This window comes from Vibrio sp. 10N.286.49.E11 (assembly GCF_041469505.1).
Lineage (GTDB): Bacteria > Pseudomonadota > Gammaproteobacteria > Enterobacterales > Vibrionaceae > Vibrio > Vibrio crassostreae_C.
Genome location: NZ_JBFRKQ010000012.1, coordinates 1 through 17,579 on the forward strand (window position 1 = coordinate 1; position 17,579 = coordinate 17,579).

Consider the following 17,579-nt stretch of genomic DNA (forward strand, 5'->3'; position numbering starts at 1 on the left):
CTAATCCGCGATGAACCTTTAAAATCAGTATGTAGCGTTACGCTGTTAACAATGACACACTATTATTTAGCAAGGCGATTTGCAGTCCAGACGTAAAGCAGCTCGAGAGCAATCGTCGCACCAGCCAGTGCTGTAATCTCGCTTTGGTCATACGTTGGAGAAACTTCTACAACGTCCATACCAACCATGTTGATGCCCTGCAAACCACGGATAATTTTCAGAACTTTATCTGAATTCAAACCGCCGCATACCGGAGTACCTGTACCCGGAGCAAAAGCAGGATCCAGACAATCGATATCAAACGTTAGGTAAACTGGCTTATCACCAACAATACCTTTCACTTGAGCAATGATATCGTCCACACTCATGTCGTTCGCTTGCATCGCGTTAATGACGTTGAAGCCGTGACCTTCTTGCTTATACTCGGTACGAATGCCGATCTGCACCGAGTGTTCTGGCGAGATAAGGCCTTCGTTTGGTGCATGGTAGAACATTGTGCCGTGATCGTAGCGGCTGCCTTGGTTGTACGTGTCAGTATGAGCATCGAAGTGGATCAACGCCATCTCACCGTACTTCTTACCATACGCTCGTAGTAGAGGCAGTGTAATGAAGTGGTCGCCACCTAATCCAAGCAATGTTTTACCGCTATTTAAAATCGCATCAGCCGCCGCTTCTAAACGCTGAGTTAGGTCTTCTGCATCACCACAGTCAAACACAAGGTCGCCAGCATCAATTACCGAGGTATGTTCAAATACATTGAAGTCCCACGGGAATTTTTTGCCTTCCCACGCCAAGTTCACAGAAGCACGACGAATCGCATCAGGGCCCATACGAGCACCCGGACGACCGGACGTCGCCAAATCTAGCGGCGCACCCAAGACAACCACATCAGCATCGTTGTCGATTGGATTTTGCACCAATGGACGACGCATAAACGTCATCGCATTGGAATACAGCGAGTAATCTGGTTTCGTAAATAGATCGTTCATTAAAAATCCTCAAGATAGGTGTAACCCATCAAGCCTTGCTCTAACTCTTCAAGTACGCTTTGCTGTTCTTGAGCTGGTACTTTCGCCGTTACCAATTCTTTGTAGTTCTGACGAATTAGGTCCATATCGATATGAACATAACGCATCATGTCTTCAACCGTGTCGCCTTCGTTGATGTAGTCGATATTCGCTTGACCACTTTCATCAACATTCACCACAACACTGTGCGTATCACCAAATAGGTTATGCATATCACCCAAGATCTCTTGGTATGCGCCTACTAGGAAAAAGCCCATCAGGTAAGGTTCGTCTGGGTTCCATGCTGGAACTGGCAACGTTGTTTCAATGCCCTGGCCGTCAACATACTGATCGATCGTACCGTCAGAATCACATGTGATATCCAGTACTACCGCGCGTCGCTCGTCCGCATTGTCCAAACCACTTAGAGGCAATACAGGGAACACCTGATCGATACCCCAAGCATCTGGCAACGATTGGAACAAAGAGAAGTTCACGAAAAACTTATCAGCCAAACGCTCACTCAACTCATCCAAGATTGGACGGTGGTAGCGGTTCTTAGTACTCATACGAGAGCTAAGTTCATAGTTAATACGCAAAGACATCTGTTCTGCCCAAGCACGGTGCTGAAGGTTCAGCATGCCTGTCGCAAATTGGTTGTGTGCTTCTGCGATATCACTTTGCGTGTCGTTGTAGATCTCAATCAGCGCGCGGTCATCATTACCTGCATCTAACTCCAAGAAGTTCTTCCACATGTTGTTTAGCAACAGTGGTGCGTCTGCTTCTGGCGCAGCCATATCTTCCGGTGAGTAGCTTTCAGTACCAATCACGTTGGTGATCAACACAGCATGGTGCGCAGTCAGTGAGCGACCAGACTCCGAAATAATCACAGGTTGTGGCTGATTGTAGAGTTTACAAATATCCCCTACTGTCATCACGATGTTACGAGCGTACTCAAGCAAGCCGTAATTCATTGAGTTTGAAGATTGGCTACGCGTGCCGTCGTAATCGACTGCCAAGCCACCACCAACATCTAAGAACTTCAGTTGAGCGCCAATATCACGCAGTTCACAGTAGAAACGAGCCGCTTCACTCACGCCATTTCGCACGTCACGAATGTTTGCCATTTGTGAACCTAGGTGGAAGTGCACGAGTTCAAGTACATCCAGCTGGTCTTCGGCTTTCAAGCGTTCGATAACAGTAAGCACTTGTGATGCAGACAAACCGAATTTCGACTTCTCACCACCACTTGCTTGCCATTTACCTGCACCTTGAGAAGCAAGACGAATACGTAAACCCAAACGAGGTTTTACGCCAAGTGCTTTCGCTTCAGAAAGAACAAGATCAAGCTCAGACAACTTCTCTAGAACGATAAAGACTTTGTGGCCTAGCTTTTCGCCAATCAGTGCAAGGCGGATGTATTCTCTGTCTTTGTAACCGTTACACACGATCACAGAGCTCGCTTTTTGAGCCAACGCCAGTACCGCTAATAGTTCAGGTTTGCTGCCCGCCTCTAGTCCTAGCTGCTTTTGCTCTAATTGAGCTTGGCTCGCTAAGATCTCATCAACCACTTCTTTTTGTTGGTTAACTTTAATCGGATAAACAAGTAGGTAACGATTGTCGTACTGATATTCGTCGATCGCTTGGTTAAATGCGTTACAGATATTGTGCACACGTTGATGCACTATTTGAGGAAAACGCACAAGAGCAGGTAAACCAATATTTCTTTGCTCTAACTGTTTTACGATCTTACTTAGTGGGACTTGATGATCCGTCTCGCTCGGTGAAACATACACCTCACCGTTATCATCAATTCCATAAAAACCTTGGCTCCAGTGCTTTACATTATACTCAGCACGGATGCGTTCCAAATTAACCGAATTTTCCAATTCTAGAGACCTCACACTATAGGGCCATCGACAGAAGATACCTCTTTGGAATAGCGAGGTATAACCCAACAAAAAGCGTTCAAAAACGATTTGTTGGCTGCATTAACCGATATTATTAAGAGCGAGTCCAACCATTGATATTTGTGGTGACGATTACGTTTTTTTATCGACAGATCGACTTAAAATAACAGGTAAGGAATTACAAGGTTTTAGGGTAAAAAACAGGCTGAAGCGCATTAAATATAAAGCAATTTCTCACATTAAATTAGGGAGAAAAAATGTGCAGAAACCAAAAGATTTTTAGTAAATTGAGTGAGGTTAAGTCAGAGTTGTGACAAATATAAGCACTTCACAATCTGAACTCTCGCTATCACCAACACAGCTTGTGTCCCGCGATTCGATGCCGATAAACACTTCATTCTTCCTACTAGAACTCGCTCACTTCAATGTTGTAACCGCTCAATTTTTGAACTTTTCTCGCGCATATCTTGTATTCGGTTCAATCTTCTTGTAATTTTAACTGACCAACCAATCGGTCAGCCTTCGAATTTAGGGGATACTATGAGCCATAATCTAGACCTTGAACCAAACACGTCGAGCACCAACGACATGGATCAAATATTCAACCGACAACAAGATCACTACCGTAACAACGTTAATCCAACACTTGATCAGAGACGAAATGATCTCTCAGTCTTGAAAAAACTATTAATGCGCTACCAAGAGCAGTTAATTGAAGCGGTATCAGAAGATTATGGCCATCGAGCAGAGCACGACAGCTTAATTGCTGACATCACCCCTTCCCTACACCAGATCAATTACAGTGATAAAAACCTGAAGAAGTGGTTGAAGCCTTCACGTCGAAAAGCCGGCTTGATGCTAACACCAGCCAAGATTACTGTGCATTATCAGCCAGTAGGTGTGGTTGGTATCATCGTGCCTTGGAACTTCCCAGTCATGCTCTCTTTAGGCCCTCTGATCACAGCGTTAGCAGCGGGCAACACGGCGATGCTCAAGATGTCGGAGTTTACTCCAGCGACCAACCGAATTTTAAAAGCGATGTTGGCCGAAGGCTTTAGTGAAGATCAGGTTGCGATTATCGAAGGCGAAGCTGACGTTTCCGCTAAATTTAGCCAACTGCCGTTTGACCATATCCTTTTCACAGGCTCAACCGCTGTGGGTAAACACGTTATGAGAGCAGCGGCTAACAACTTAACACCAGTTACCTTGGAATTAGGCGGCAAATCTCCAACCATCATTGCCCCTGACTTTGATGTAGCTGACGCTGTTGAACGTATCTTGTTTGCCAAGAGTCTAAACGCTGGCCAGATATGTGTAGCGCCTGATTACATCTTATTGCCGCGAGAAAAATCAGACGAGTTCATCACAGCCTATAAGCGTTATTTCAAGAAGCTTTATAAAGCCGGTATTGAGAGCAAAGACTTAACCTCAGTGATCAACATGCGCCAATACAATCGCTTGAAAGGTGTCATTGAAGACGCACAAGCCAAAGGCGCGGTTATTCACACGGTAACCGAACAAGCACAAGACGATGTAAACCACAGAATGACGCCGCACCTTCTCACCGAAGTGAACGATGAGATGCTCGCGATGCAAGAAGAGCTGTTTGGTCCTGTTTTGCCTATCGTGCCTTATGATTCCATCGAAGAAGCAATCAATTACATCACAGAGAGAGAACGCCCACTGGCTCTGTACCTAATGAGCCATAATAAAAAAACCCAAGACAAGCTTTTATCAGACACGCACTCTGGCGGCGTGTGTATTAATGATTCTTTGGTGCATGTGGCTGCAGAAGACGCACCATTCGGTGGCATCGGCCCTTCAGGCATGGGACACTATCACGGCATTGAGGGCTTCAAGACCCTTAGCCATGCCAAAACCGTTCTAAGTAGAGGAAAAATCAACTTCACCAAGTTAATGCATCCTCCTTACAACAACCCAATCAAGAAACTGATGTTCAAAGTACTCAATAGATGATCACCAAAAGACAAAAAATCCTAGATGCTGCACTCCTGCTCTTCTCTCAACAAGGGCTAGAGGGCACATCTACCGGACAAATAGCGAAAACAGCCGGCGTGGCAAAAGCGACGTTGTTCCACCACTTCGAGAATAAATCTCTATTGATTGATGAACTGTTTCGCGAGCTGAAGCTAGAGCTATTCTCGACCCTTCAACCGCACACTGATGTGGCTGTAGAAGATCGCTACCAAACCTTTAAGTTCATGTGGATCACAGGAATTGAGTGGGCATTAGAGAATCCGGTTGCGATGAAGTTCTTCACCAATGTTCATTTCGACCCAACGACTCAAACTCGAGAAGTGATTGTTTCACAGATGTTCGCATCGCTAGACGAGATCATTTTGAAAGGGCAACAAGATGGTGAATTGATGGTGTTGGACATTAACCTTGTTAGACACTTCATTCATAGCCACTTTCTGATTTGTGCAAACTGGCTGATTGAACAAAGCGAGTCTCCACCAGAGCAAACATCGAAGTACATCAACGATAGCTTTGATATGTGTTGGCGCGCCGTTGGTGGGCAAACCAAGTAGCTTTAGCTTTAAGCCCAAGGCTCTAAGCTCTAAACCCTAAACCAAAAAATATAAATTCTAGATTCAATTTATTTCCAATAATGATCACTAAAGCGCCACACAGGTGCTTTAATTATTTGAACACAATTCAATCACTTGGACATAGACTCGAAGCAAATATTGGCTTCGGCTCTGCGTGAATACCAGGGTGCATTCATCTTGGTCAGTCATGATAGCGACTTTGTTGAGGAAGTCGGCGTTAGCCAAAACCATATCCAGCTTTAACCTTCGTAAATTCGTTCACTTAGTTTAGTTAAGCGAGTATTCTTCCGGATACTCGCCTTTCTTGATTGAGACAAGTAAACTACGCGCCTCGAACATCTATTCATAAGGCTAAGGTTTGCATACTCTAGAACAATTAAAATCAGGGCAACTTAAAGGTATTAAGCGCTTAAAACTGTCAGAAAGTCTCACCGAGTTTCCTCTAGAAATCATAGAGCTTGCAGATTCTCTTGAGATCCTAGACCTTTCAGGTAATCAGCTGTCAGACCTACCAGCCGAGTTATCACAGCTGACTAACCTGCGTATCATCTTCGCGTCGAATAACCTGTTTACGCACCTGCCTGATGTTCTAGGGTCACTTCCTAAGCTCGAAATGGTTGGCTTTAAAACCAACCAAATCAAAACCGTCAGCGAGCAGTCTCTGCCTACTCAACTACGTTGGTTGATCCTGACCGACAATGAGATTGAGGCCCTGCCTAGCTCACTAGGTGAAAGACCGCGACTACAGAAACTGGCATTGGCGGGTAACAAGATTCGCGTGTTACCAGAAAGCATGGAAAACCTATCCAACCTTGAGCTAGTTCGCCTGTCTGCAAACCAGTTGACTGAATTCCCAGAGTTCCTTATCAAGCTACCAAAACTGGCTTGGTTAGCGTTTGCGGGTAACCCGTTTTGCAAACACCCTAGCAGCTTAGATAGCGTGCCTGCGGTTAGCTCTCAAAGCTATTCACTGAATCAAGTACTTGGCCAAGGCGCATCTGGCGTGATCTCGCATGCAAGCTGGCTAAACAGCGACTTCGATTTTCCACAGGAAGTGGCGGTTAAAGTGTTTAAAGGCGAAGTCACCAGTGACGGCTACCCACATGATGAACTGGAAGCGTGCTTGCAGGCTGGACACCATAACAACTTGGTAAAATCTATCGCCCAAGTAGAGGAACAAGATTACCTAGCTTTGGTGATGGAACTCATTCCAAACAGCTACTACAACCTAGGGCTACCACCAACACTCGAGACTTGCACGCGTGATACTTTCCCAGAAGGTTTCGAACTTTCAATTGCTCAAATCAATAGCATTACAGAGCAGATGATTGATGTGTTTGAACACCTTCATGCCAATAAAGTCTCTCATGGTGATCTATACGCTCACAACACTTTAGTGAACGAACAAGGTCAGATGATCTTTGGTGACTTTGGCGCTGCGACTATCTACGGCTACCTAACTGAAGAACATCAACAAGGTATTCGCCGAATTGAAGCTCGCGCATTAAAGTACTTTATTGAAGACCTACTGACGATTTGTGCAAAGCAAGATCAAGCCCGCGAGCTTTATACTCGATTGGCGAACTTCGAAGCTTAATAGAAGTATTCAGTCAGATTGAAGACAACAAAGCCAACATCACTGTTGGCTTTTTTATATGCTAATTAAACGAACCAGCGTTTAGCTTTCAACTTGAACAAGCTTCAAGTACGAATGCAGCTCTCCGCTCTTATACTCAACCGCAGAGTGAATATTAAGGTCAGCACGAGCCACAACAGCAAACTGGTAGCAGTTCTCACCCTTCAGAATCTCGACGTGTAACAAACCGTCTTTTAGTTGCCACTGCCCTGTTGTTTCAAATCGGTCGAACAAACGATATTCAATCAAAGAACCGTCAGCATTGAAGTGCACTTCAGTGATGTAACCGCCGGGGCAGCTCTTCACCCAAACTCGATTCTCGATATCACTGACCGTAAAGTTACGCCTTGTGTCACGCCACGCTAGAAAGCCTTCGCTATCATAAAGAGCAATGTCGAGATCAGTTCTAGAGATTAACGGCTGCTCATTTTGCTCACGACAATAAAGTTGAAGCAAAATTTGCTGAACTGTTTCGCTCTGTAATTCACTCATTGTGGCTTCCCTTTATCATTGCTCTGCGTTAGACGCAGTATTGATCAACAAATTCTATTTAAAGCGGGCTACACAAGCTCGTAATAAACCACATACAGTTGAGAGATACCCGGGTAGATATCTTGAATCACGTCTTTCAGTACTTGCAGCGTCATGTTCTCTTGCTGAGCATGGAACTCACCTAAGTCATCAAACAAAATTGGCTCAACGCTGATGATCTTAAGATTACAGAACACACGGTCTTGCTCTAGCGTCGATACTTCCACAACACTGCCTGGCTGGTAGTCTCGCTCAGATTCATCACGAATAGTAATCGTCTTCTTGCCAGATAGGATGTCAGTTTCAAAACGTTCGAAGAACGTCATAGTGGTCGGTGCGGTCATTTATTTCGGTCGCTTTACATTTAAAGGTTAGGTAAATGTTTATATACCAGAATGCGTGTTCAAGCGAATAAAAATTAGGTGCGAGATGCGAGATGCGAGATGCGAGATGCGAGATGCGAGATGCGAGATGCGAGAGAGTATGGCAAAGCCAAATTACAGGCAATAAAAAAGGAGAACCGAAGTTCTCCTTTTCTTAAACCTTTAAGCTAACTCTAAATTATAGAGATGCTTTCGCTTTTTCAACTAGAACAGCAAATGCTGCTTTGTCGAATACTGCGATGTCAGCAAGAATCTTACGGTCGATCTCGATAGATGCTTTCTTTAGGCCATTGATGAAACGGCTGTAAGATAGACCATTTTGACGAGATGCCGCGTTGATACGTGCAATCCAAAGTTGACGGAATTGACGTTTCTTGTTGCGACGGTCACGGTAAGCGTATTGACCAGCTTTGGTAACTGCTTGGAAAGCTACGCGGTAAACACGTGAACGTGCTCCGTAGTAACCTTTAGCTTGTTTTAGAACTTTCTTATGACGTGCACGAGCTTGTACACCACGTTTTACGCGAGGCATTATGCTTCTCCTAAACTAAACGAATTTATAAACTAAAAAGAATTAAGCGTATGGCATCATACGTAGAACTTGAGCAACTTCACATTTAGGAAGGATCGAGTTCGGACGTAGCTGACGCTTGTTCTTAGTAGTACGCTTAGTCAGGATGTGACGTTTACCAGCGTGCTTAAACTTAATACCACCAGCAGTTTTCTGGAAACGCTTAGCAGCACCTTTGTTGGTTTTCATCTTAGGCATGATGAATAACTCCGCATTGTTGAGTTGTTAATAACATAGTAATTAGGGCGAATAAAACCCCGCAACCTGAGGCTGCAGGGTTCAATTACTTGCAAAGCCGTTAATTACTTCTTTTTAGGGGCCAACACCATGATCATCTGGCGACCTTCAATTCTCGTTGGGAAAGATTCGACTACTGCAAATTCTTCAGTATCCGCTTTCAAACGATTAAGAACGTCAACACCGATTTCTTGGTGAGCCATTTCGCGGCCACGGAAGCGAATTGTTACCTTCACTTTGTTGCCGTCTTCTAGGAAACCAGTCAGGTTGCGTAGTTTTACCTGATAGTCTCCAATATCAGTTCCAGGTCGGAATTTAATTTCCTTGATCTGAACCTGCTTTTGCTTCTTCTTCTGCTCTTTCGCAGCTTTGCTCTTCTCGAAGAGGAACTTACCGTAGTCCATCACACGACAAACTGGCGGCTCGGCGTTAGGGCTGATCTCTACAAGATCCATACCAGCTTCATTTGCAGCTTCCATCGCTTCAGCGATTGATACTACACCAACAGCTTCGCCGTCTGCGCCAGTTAGACGCACTTCACGAACGCCACGAATGTCACCGTTTAAACGGTGCTGGTTTTGTTTGGCCGGTTGTTGGCCACGTCTTCCGCCTTTAATAGCTATTCCTCCAGATTGAGCTTACGGCTTGAAACCTCGGCTTGGATGTATGAAATAAAGTCATCCACTTTAAATTTGCCAAGGTCCTTACCTTTACGTGTACGTACTGCAATTTCGCCGGCTTCCATTTCTTGGTCACCACACACAAGCATGAACGGTACACGTTTCAAAGTATGTTCGCGGATTTTAAAGCCAATCTTCTCATTTCTCAAGTCTGCTTTGACTCTAAATCCACTTTTTTGCAGTTTTTTCGTAATTTCTTGTACATATTCAGACTGTTTGTCTGTAATGCCCATTACAACTGCTTGTTCTGGCGCCAACCACGTTGGGAAGAAGCCAGCGTATTCTTCAATAAGAATACCAATGAAGCGTTCTAGTGAACCTAAAATCGCGCGGTGGATCATAACTGGCGTGTGACGCTCGTTATCTTCACCTACGTAAGTAGCACCTAAACGTTCTGGTAATGCAAAATCGAGCTGCACTGTACCACATTGCCAAGCGCGGTCCAAACAATCATGCAAAGTAAATTCAATCTTAGGTCCGTAGAACGCACCCTCGCCTTCTTGAATCTCGTATGCAATGTCCATTGCCTCTAGCGCTTGCTTAAGGTCAGCCTCTGCACGGTCCCACATTTCGTCTGAACCTACACGCTGTTCTGGACGAGTAGATAGCTTAACAACGATGCTTTCGAAGCCGAAAGTTGTGTAAGTATCGTAAACCATTTCAATACAAGCTTTAACTTCTTGTTGAACTTGGTCTTCAGTACAGAATACGTGAGCATCATCTTGAGTGAAGCCACGAACACGCATAATGCCGTGAAGTGCGCCAGACGGCTCGTTACGGTGACATGAGCCGAACTCAGCCATACGTAGCGGTAGATCACGGTAAGATTTCAAACCTTGGTTGAAGATTTGAACGTGACCAGGACAGTTCATTGGCTTGATAGCGTATTCACGGTTCTCTGAAGAAGTAGTGAACATCGCTTCAGCGTACTTATCCCAGTGACCAGAGCGTTCCCAAAGAACACGGTCCATCATTAATGGGCCTTTAACTTCTTGGTAATCGTACTCAGTCAGTTTTTGACGAATAAATACTTCTAGCTCACGGAAGATAGTCCAACCGTTGTGGTGCCAGAACACCATGCCTGGTGCTTCTTGCTGCATGTGGAATAGGTCAAGCGCTTTACCGATTTTACGGTGGTCACGTTTAGCCGCTTCTTCTAGGCGCACAAGGTGAGCTTTAAGTGCCTTCTTGTCGTGGAATGCAGTGCCGTAGATACGTTGAAGCATCTTGTTGTCACTGTTACCACGCCAGTATGCACCCGCTACGTTAAGTAGAGTGAAGTGCTGGCAGAAGCTCATGTTAGGCACGTGTGGACCACGACACATATCGATGTATTCTTCGTGATGGTACAGGCCTGGACGATCGTCTTTAGAAACGTTCTCGTCCAAGATTTCAATCTTGTAAGTCTCGCCGCGAGCTTCGAATGCGTCGCGCGCTTCCTGCCAGCTAACTTTCTTCTTAACAACCTGGTATTTGGTCTTCGCTAGCTCTTTCATGCGCTTTTCGATCTTTTCTAGATCGTCTTGCGTTAGAGAGTGCTCAAGATCGATATCGTAGTAGAAACCGTTATCGATAGTAGGACCGATCGCCATTTTCGCTTCTGGAAAAAGCTGCTTAACCGCGTGGCCTAAAAGGTGAGCACAAGAGTGACGAACGATTTCAAGGCCATCAACTTCATCTTTAGCTGTGATGATTTCTAGGCTTGCATCGTTTTCGATAAGATCACAAGCATCAACACGCTCGCCGTCTACACGACCAGCAATGGTAGCTTTCGCAAGACCAGGACCGATTGATAGGGCAACATCTAGAGTTGATACAGGGTTGTCAAATTGACGCTGACTACCGTCAGGAAGAGTAATAATTGGCATTATTTGTCCTTTACAGTGGTGTTGCACACCAAGCAACACATGAAAATGTTTAATATATGTCTTTCAATCAACGAGTACGCTGATTGGGGATATATGCATAATAAATATACCCACATAGAAGCAAATACAGATGCCACATCTGTGAGTAGCCGAACATTGTAACGAAATAATATGAAATGACAATGTTAGTCCCGCAGCACCACAAAACTATATGACTGAAATGTCTCTTCTATATAGATCCTTCTAACGCCTAACCCATAGTTCAATCAGTAATTCGTTGGCTTTATCTACAATACAAAAAAGCCGAACGGATAAGTTCGGCTTTAGAAATCGTACTGTCTTGTCTCTATTAATAGAAAGAGTAACGACTAACAGAGAGAGCAACTACGCATTCATGATTCTTGAGACTGCGTTACGAATGTCTGAATCGGCAGCGTTCGCAGGCAAGCTGAATGAGATGTATTGATCGCCACGGAAGCTCATTGAGCGATCGATTTCTGCTAGGCAGTGAACCATTGAGCCTTCAACGATGAATGACAGCTCGATCTCTTTATTATTCATGAAACCGCCGCTGCGAAATTCAATCTCTTGGTAACAACCCGAACGAGAAGCAAAGTTGTTGCCTTTTAAGAAGCCCTTCTCTACGTCACCTTTCACCATTGCCATACCGGATGCTTCCACGCCTTGGATGATTTTAGCAACTGTTGGCAGTGGGTGTACGGAGATAAAGTCACGGTCTTTAGGGTCAATCGCGAAGCCTATATCTAGGTTGGTTTCAACCCACACATGGCATTGGTTCATTTGTGCGTTCAACGCGGTGACTGGCGTTTCATCATTTAACTTAAGTCGGAATGGAACCAGTTTGGTTTCGCCCGGTTGGATAACGAAAGGCTCTACCGCTTGAATACGACCCAGTGAAAAGGTTTCGTAGCTGGTACTGTCTTCCGTTTCTACTTTTACTTCTGTGTTGAGAACCAAGTTAATCAAGTCGATTTGTTGCTCAACGTCGCCACCAACAATGTGAACATTGCCAGACAACTCTCCACCTTGGAAAACTTCAATATTATCTAAGACAGTATCAACCTTTGCTGCACCGATGCCCAACGAGGCCTTTAATTTCTTAAACATATTATTTCCCTTTCTAATCATCTGATTTACGAATAGTTATTACGTGACAATTTGCGACACTTGCCTCACAGAATCAAGCAATTTGCCCCATCTATGTTGAATAAGGTCACATTGCCCGAGGAAATGTTGAAATCGTGAAAAATTCCGTTACTCTATTTGTATAGTCAAATAAGGTTTCATTATGTCGAAAGCGCCGCTCTACCTTCAGATAAAACAGTTCATAGACGATAATATCAACAGTGGTCACTGGCCAGTGGGTTACCAGATAACCACAGAACTCGAACTCACAGAGCAGTTCAATGTGAGTCGAATGACGGTCAATAAAGCCATTCGAGATCTTGTGTCTGAAGGCAAACTCATCAGGAAGCCAAGGCTAGGTACTTTTGTTTGTGAACCAGACGAAAAAGCGCAATCTCCGCTGCTTGATATCAACAACATCGCACAAGAGATCAAAGACCGAGGCCAAACGTATGCTAGCCAGGTTATCAAGCACAAGAGCATCAAGGCAGATGAAAGCACCGCGACACGGTTAGGTGTGATGATCAATGCCGAAGTATTCTATAGTGAAATCATCCACTTTGCTGACAACACACCGATTCAATTGGAAGCGCGCTGGGTGAACTCGCAAGCCGCACCAAAATACCTAGAGCAAGACTTTTCAACCTCTACACCCAATGAATACCTTTCAAAAAGCTGCCCGTTGAGTGCAATCGAGCACACGGTTGAAGCCATTATTCCTGACTCTCAAATCAGAACGTCACTAAAGCTATCTGAATCAGAACCTTGCCTACTTTTGAATAGAAGAACATGGAGCAAAGAACGCCTCATCAGCTTTGCATTGCTCTACCATCCTGGCTCTAAGTACAAATTAAGCTCCAAGATACTTCTAGATTAAAGAACATCATCCTGATCGCCGATCACATTTTTGCAACATCAACTTGATTCGGGTCAGCGTTTAGCCTACTTATTTGTATATACATTTAATATTTAGCAAAGATCTAGGTGATTATGAATTTGATCCTCAAAAACGCACGAGTGGTCTCCATGAGTTCGGGATCCGACGGTTATCAGCCCTCTTCCCCTCAAGATATCGTTATCGAAAGCGGTAAAATCGTGTCCATCTCTTGTTCAAACCAAGGCGTACTTGCTTCTGAGGTAGAACAACCGAGCACTGATAACTCTGAGGATTACATCACCTATGATTGCAAGAACAAGCTCGTCACCCCAGGTCTGATTGATTGCCACACTCACCTCGTATTTGCGGGTAATCGTGCCAACGAATTTGAACAGCGTTTGAATGGTATCTCTTACACCGACATAGCCAAACAAGGCGGCGGCATTCTAGCGACAGTCACTGCAACACGCGTAGCACAAGAGTCTGAACTGGTTGAAATGGCACTACCTAGACTCGATGGCCTGCTAAGAAGTGGCGTAACCAGCATCGAAGTAAAATCTGGCTATGGTTTAACACTTGAAGATGAGCTCAAGATGCTGCGTGCAGCCAAAGCGTTAGAAAATCATCGCCGAATTAAGATCACTACCACTCTCCTTGCTGCGCATGCTGTGCCACCTGAATATAAAGAACAACCAGATCGTTACATAGATCTGGTTTGCCAAGAGATCATTCCTAAAGCTGCGGAGCAAGGGCTCGCCGATGCCGTTGACGTATTTTGCGAATCTATCGGCTTCAACCTAGAACAAACCGAACGTGTCTTTGCCGCTGCCAAAGCACACGGGCTCGCGATTAAAGGCCACACAGAACAACTTTCGAATATGGGTGGCAGCGCACTTGCAGCAAAATACGGCGCACTCTCTGTTGACCATGTTGAGTACCTTGATGAAACCGGAGTAAAAGCACTGGCAGAATCAGGCACAGTCGCCACCTTATTACCCGGGGCTTTCTACTTCTTGAAAGAGACTCAACAGCCACCTATTGCTTTACTTCGTGAACACAAAATCCCAATGGCGATCGCGACCGACCTAAACCCCGGCACATCTCCCTTTGCAGACTTAACGCTGATGATGAACATGAGCTGCACCCTGTTTGGTACGACGCCTGAAGAAGCACTACGCGGTGTAACTTGTAACTCGGCGGCTGCCATTGGTAAGTCACAAACCAAAGGCAAAGTCGAAATCGGTTATGCCGCAGATTTGGCTATCTGGAACATCGACCACCCTGCAGATCTAAGCTATCAAGTCGGTGTTCCTCACCTGCATAAACGCATTGTTAATGGCGAGGTGTGTCATGACTCAATCTAAATCCAACGGTATCCAAGAGAACGCAACAACCGTGCATAACTTTGTGTGGACCGGACGTAATGATCTTGAAGATGGCGCACTCGGTACTCGCGTTCATCACATTACCAAGCAAGTGCAAAGTAGTGAGTTAAGTGACAAGCTGACTGACGGTGATATCGCCTTGGTAGGCTTTGCCAGCGATGCCGGTGTTGCAAGAAATAAAGGACGCGTGGGCGCGAAACAAGCACCTAACTTGATACGCCAAGCGTTGGCGAATATGGCTTGGCACAGTGACGCACACATCGCCGATCTTGGTGATATCGAGTGCAATGATGGTCAATTAGAAGTCAGCCAAAAACAGTGTGCTTCTGTGATTGCCAATGCCTTAGCAACCAACAAAGTGATTACCCTTGGCGGTGGTCACGAGGTGGCTTGGGCAACGTTCCAAGGTCTCGCTGAGCACCTAAATAAAATTCAATCAGAACACAATCCTAAGATCGGCATCGTTAATTTTGATGCTCACTTTGATCTTCGTGAATTTGAAAGCGACATCACCGATGTTAAACCGAGCTCCGGCACGCCTTTTAACCAGATCAGTGATTACTGCCACGCACATCAATGGCCGTTTCATTACGCTTGTCTTGGTGTGAGTGCCGCCAGCAATACCAAAGCGCTGTTTAACAAAGCTGACCAACTGGGCGTGTGGTATGAACACGACCGCAACATGACCCAAGTGAATCAAGTCGCTCAACTGATCAAGTTACAAAAATTCATCGTTGAGTGTGATTATCTCTATCTCACCATTGATCTCGATGTTTTCCCCGCAGCTACTGCGCCGGGCGTAAGTGCACCAGCGGCAAGAGGCGTGAGCTATGAAGCGCTTGCTCCTTTTCTAGAACAGATTTTCCAACACAGTGAAAAACTCATTATCGCGGACATAGCGGAATACAACCCAGACTACGACGTCGATGGCCAAACGGCTCGATTAGCGGCTCGTTTATGTTGGGATATTGCCAGTGCAATGGCCAGCGACTAATCCAGCTATACCGATAACTACAACTACAACTACAACTACAACTACAACTACAACGATATAACGTGAAACAGAAGGAATTCCAAAATGACGGAACACCACAACAGTGACCCTCGTCTCGACACGACTCGCGAAATTCGCGCACCTCACGGCACCACTTTGCGCGCAAAATCTTGGTTAACAGAAGCACCACTGCGTATGCTGATGAACAACCTAGACCCTGATGTGGCAGAACACCCACATGCACTGGTTGTGTATGGCGGTATTGGTCGCGCGGCACGTGATTGGAAATGTTATGACAAAATTGTTGAAGTATTAGAGCGTTTAGAGGACGACCAAACGTTACTTGTTCAATCCGGTAAACCTGTGGGCGTGTTCCCGACTCATAAAAACGCACCTCGCGTACTGATCGCTAACTCGAACCTTGTTCCACACTGGGCGAACTGGGAACACTTCAACGAGCTCGATAAAGAAGGCTTGATGATGTACGGCCAAATGACCGCGGGCAGCTGGATCTACATTGGTTCACAAGGCATCGTTCAAGGTACTTACGAAACCTTTGTCGCTATCGCGAAGAAGCACTTCCAAGGTGAAGCAAACGGCAAGTGGGTTCTAACGGGCGGTCTTGGTGGAATGGGCGGCGCTCAACCTCTTGCTGCAACGATGGCTGGCTTCTCAATGATCGCAGTGGAGTGTGATGAATCACGAATCGACTACCGCTTGCGTACTGGCTATGTAGACAAAAAAGCCACCAGCTTAGATGAAGCGATGGCAATGATTAAAGAGTCAGACACGCCAATCTCTGTTGGCTTATTAGGTAACGCCGCAGACGTCTTCCCAGAGTTAGTTGAACGCAATATCACACCTGATGTGGTGACTGACCAAACCTCTGCCCACGATCCACTGAACGGTTACTTGCCGCAAGGTTGGACAATGGAAAAAGCAGCGCAAGAGCGCACCATTGATGAAGCAAAAGTGGTGAAAGCCGCGAAACAATCGATGGCGATTCAAGTTCAAGCGATGCTTGACCTACAATACCGAGGTGCTGCGACTGTAGATTACGGTAATAACATTCGCCAAATGGCACTGGAAGAAGGCGTAGAAAACGCATTTGATTTCCCAGGTTTCGTTCCTGCCTATATTCGTCCTTTATTCTGTGAAGGCATCGGTCCGTTCCGTTGGGCAGCCCTATCTGGCGACCCAGAAGACATTTACAAAACAGACCAAAAAGTAAAAGAACTGATTCCAGATAACCCACATCTACATAACTGGCTAGATATGGCACGTGAACGCATTCAGTTCCAAGGCCTACCAGCTCGTATTTGTTGGGTTGGCTTGAAAGACCGTGAACGCTTAGGCCAAGCATTCAATGAAATGGTCAAAAATGGCGAACTTAAAGCACCGGTTGTTATTGGTCGTGACCACCTAGATTCAGGTTCAGTAGCAAGCCCGAACCGCGAAACAGAAGGCATGATGGATGGATCAGATGCCGTATCAGATTGGCCTCTATTGAACGCCCTTCTAAATACGGCAGGTGGCGCAACATGGGTTTCTCTGCACCATGGTGGTGGCGTTGGCATGGGCTTCTCACAACACTCAGGAATGGTGATTTGTTGTGACGGCAGTGAAGATGCATCGCAGCGCATTACTCGTGTACTTCACAACGACCCAGCAACAGGCGTTATGCGTCATGCTGATGCGGGTTACGATATTGCCAAGCAGTGTGCTAAAGAGCAGAAGCTTGATTTACCTATGCTAAACGAAGAACTTCGTCGCCTTTAACT

General features: G+C 45.5%; 16 protein-coding genes. 7 read left to right on the plus strand and 9 right to left on the minus strand.

Annotation, left to right across the window (positions count from 1 at the left end; genetic code table 11):
- Positions 1-62: 62 nt before the first annotated feature.
- Together speB and speA are read right to left on the minus strand one after the other, a co-directional pair.
- On the minus strand, positions 63-989 hold the full coding sequence (speB, locus tag AB4167_RS02855) for an agmatinase (protein WP_372136101.1): 927 nt from the start codon (positions 987-989) through the stop codon (positions 63-65).
- On the minus strand, positions 989-2,896 hold the full coding sequence (speA, locus tag AB4167_RS02860; protein WP_372097727.1) for an arginine decarboxylase: 1,908 nt from the start codon (positions 2,894-2,896) through the stop codon (positions 989-991). The genes speB and speA overlap by 1 nt, the downstream gene beginning before the upstream one ends.
- A gap of 561 nt (positions 2,897-3,457) precedes the next feature.
- Here speA and AB4167_RS02865 point away from each other — a divergent pair.
- The 3 genes from AB4167_RS02865 to AB4167_RS02875 all read left to right on the plus strand — a co-directional run bounded on the left by AB4167_RS02865 (position 3,458) and on the right by AB4167_RS02875 (position 7,087).
- Entirely contained in the window at positions 3,458-4,894 is a 1,437-nt protein-coding gene (locus tag AB4167_RS02865) for a coniferyl aldehyde dehydrogenase (RefSeq protein WP_372102868.1), read from the plus strand.
- Positions 4,891-5,469 carry a TetR/AcrR family transcriptional regulator gene (locus AB4167_RS02870; RefSeq protein ID WP_017066051.1) on the plus strand — a complete coding sequence of 193 codons (579 nt, stop codon included), beginning with the start codon at positions 4,891-4,893 and terminating at the stop codon, positions 5,467-5,469. The genes AB4167_RS02865 and AB4167_RS02870 overlap by 4 nt, the downstream gene beginning before the upstream one ends.
- Before the next feature lie 379 nt (positions 5,470-5,848).
- The gene (locus AB4167_RS02875) at positions 5,849-7,087 is read left to right on the plus strand and encodes a leucine-rich repeat-containing protein kinase family protein (protein WP_372102870.1); all 1,239 of its coding nucleotides are present in this window, start codon (positions 5,849-5,851) and stop codon (positions 7,085-7,087) included.
- A gap of 81 nt (positions 7,088-7,168) precedes the next feature.
- Here the strand turns inward: AB4167_RS02875 and AB4167_RS02880 are convergent, their stop codons facing one another.
- The 7 genes from AB4167_RS02880 to AB4167_RS02910 all read right to left on the minus strand — a co-directional run bounded on the left by AB4167_RS02880 (position 7,169) and on the right by AB4167_RS02910 (position 12,524).
- Positions 7,169-7,618, minus strand: a complete 450-nt coding sequence (locus tag AB4167_RS02880; protein WP_017063604.1) for a hypothetical protein — start codon at positions 7,616-7,618, stop codon at positions 7,169-7,171.
- A gap of 68 nt (positions 7,619-7,686) precedes the next feature.
- Positions 7,687-8,001, minus strand: a complete 315-nt coding sequence (gene yqfB / locus AB4167_RS02885; RefSeq protein WP_136978283.1) for a N(4)-acetylcytidine aminohydrolase — start codon at positions 7,999-8,001, stop codon at positions 7,687-7,689.
- A gap of 217 nt (positions 8,002-8,218) precedes the next feature.
- A complete protein-coding gene (gene rplT, locus AB4167_RS02890) occupies positions 8,219-8,572 on the minus strand; it encodes a 50S ribosomal protein L20 (RefSeq protein ID WP_004733517.1) in 354 nt (117 codons plus the stop codon).
- 42 nt (positions 8,573-8,614) lie between these two features.
- The gene (rpmI, locus tag AB4167_RS02895) at positions 8,615-8,809 is read right to left on the minus strand and encodes a 50S ribosomal protein L35 (protein ID WP_004738430.1); all 195 of its coding nucleotides are present in this window, start codon (positions 8,807-8,809) and stop codon (positions 8,615-8,617) included.
- Between the two features lie 104 nt (positions 8,810-8,913).
- The gene (infC, locus tag AB4167_RS02900) at positions 8,914-9,465 is read right to left on the minus strand and encodes a translation initiation factor IF-3 (RefSeq protein ID WP_076654893.1); all 552 of its coding nucleotides are present in this window, start codon (positions 9,463-9,465) and stop codon (positions 8,914-8,916) included.
- Positions 9,466-9,467: 2 nt separating this feature from the next.
- Positions 9,468-11,396 carry a threonine--tRNA ligase gene (thrS, locus tag AB4167_RS02905; RefSeq protein WP_017059786.1) on the minus strand — a complete coding sequence of 643 codons (1,929 nt, stop codon included), beginning with the start codon at positions 11,394-11,396 and terminating at the stop codon, positions 9,468-9,470.
- Between the two features lie 384 nt (positions 11,397-11,780).
- The gene (locus AB4167_RS02910; RefSeq protein WP_372136102.1) at positions 11,781-12,524 is read right to left on the minus strand and encodes a sporulation protein; all 744 of its coding nucleotides are present in this window, start codon (positions 12,522-12,524) and stop codon (positions 11,781-11,783) included.
- A 181-nt stretch (positions 12,525-12,705) separates the two neighbouring features.
- On the opposite strand from AB4167_RS02910, the gene hutC reads away from it, so the two are divergent.
- From hutC to hutU, 4 genes are all read left to right on the plus strand, one after another.
- Complete coding sequence (hutC, locus tag AB4167_RS02915; RefSeq protein ID WP_017063600.1) at positions 12,706-13,419, plus strand: histidine utilization repressor; 714 nt, start codon at positions 12,706-12,708, stop codon at positions 13,417-13,419.
- Positions 13,420-13,532: 113 nt separating this feature from the next.
- Entirely contained in the window at positions 13,533-14,783 is a 1,251-nt protein-coding gene (gene hutI / locus AB4167_RS02920; protein ID WP_372136103.1) for an imidazolonepropionase, read from the plus strand.
- Entirely contained in the window at positions 14,770-15,798 is a 1,029-nt protein-coding gene (gene hutG / locus AB4167_RS02925) for a formimidoylglutamase (RefSeq protein ID WP_102393420.1), read from the plus strand. Before hutI ends, hutG begins: the two co-directional genes overlap by 14 nt.
- An 84-nt stretch (positions 15,799-15,882) precedes the next feature.
- Positions 15,883-17,577 (plus strand): urocanate hydratase, encoded by a 1,695-nt coding sequence (gene hutU / locus AB4167_RS02930; RefSeq protein WP_372136104.1) that lies wholly within the window; start codon positions 15,883-15,885, stop codon positions 17,575-17,577.
- Positions 17,578-17,579: the final 2 nt, after the last annotated feature.

What these genes read in the sequence shown, in the direction of transcription:
- speB (WP_372136101.1), bottom strand. Translation starts at nt 989, where the DNA reads ATGAACGATCTATTTACGAAACCAGATTACTCGCTGTATTCCAATGCG.
- AB4167_RS02865 (WP_372102868.1), top strand. Translation starts at nt 3,458, where the DNA reads ATGAGCCATAATCTAGACCTTGAACCAAACACGTCGAGCACCAACGAC.
- AB4167_RS02870 (WP_017066051.1), top strand. Translation starts at nt 4,891, where the DNA reads ATGATCACCAAAAGACAAAAAATCCTAGATGCTGCACTCCTGCTCTTC.
- AB4167_RS02880 (WP_017063604.1), bottom strand. Translation starts at nt 7,618, where the DNA reads ATGAGTGAATTACAGAGCGAAACAGTTCAGCAAATTTTGCTTCAACTT.
- yqfB (WP_136978283.1), bottom strand. Translation starts at nt 8,001, where the DNA reads ATGACCGCACCGACCACTATGACGTTCTTCGAACGTTTTGAAACTGAC.
- rplT (WP_004733517.1), bottom strand. Translation starts at nt 8,572, where the DNA reads ATGCCTCGCGTAAAACGTGGTGTACAAGCTCGTGCACGTCATAAGAAA.
- rpmI (WP_004738430.1), bottom strand. Translation starts at nt 8,809, where the DNA reads ATGCCTAAGATGAAAACCAACAAAGGTGCTGCTAAGCGTTTCCAGAAA.
- thrS (WP_017059786.1), bottom strand. Translation starts at nt 11,396, where the DNA reads ATGCCAATTATTACTCTTCCTGACGGTAGTCAGCGTCAATTTGACAAC.
- AB4167_RS02910 (WP_372136102.1), bottom strand. Translation starts at nt 12,524, where the DNA reads ATGTTTAAGAAATTAAAGGCCTCGTTGGGCATCGGTGCAGCAAAGGTT.
- hutC (WP_017063600.1), top strand. Translation starts at nt 12,706, where the DNA reads ATGTCGAAAGCGCCGCTCTACCTTCAGATAAAACAGTTCATAGACGAT.
- hutI (WP_372136103.1), top strand. Translation starts at nt 13,533, where the DNA reads ATGAATTTGATCCTCAAAAACGCACGAGTGGTCTCCATGAGTTCGGGA.
- hutG (WP_102393420.1), top strand. Translation starts at nt 14,770, where the DNA reads ATGACTCAATCTAAATCCAACGGTATCCAAGAGAACGCAACAACCGTG.
- hutU (WP_372136104.1), top strand. Translation starts at nt 15,883, where the DNA reads ATGACGGAACACCACAACAGTGACCCTCGTCTCGACACGACTCGCGAA.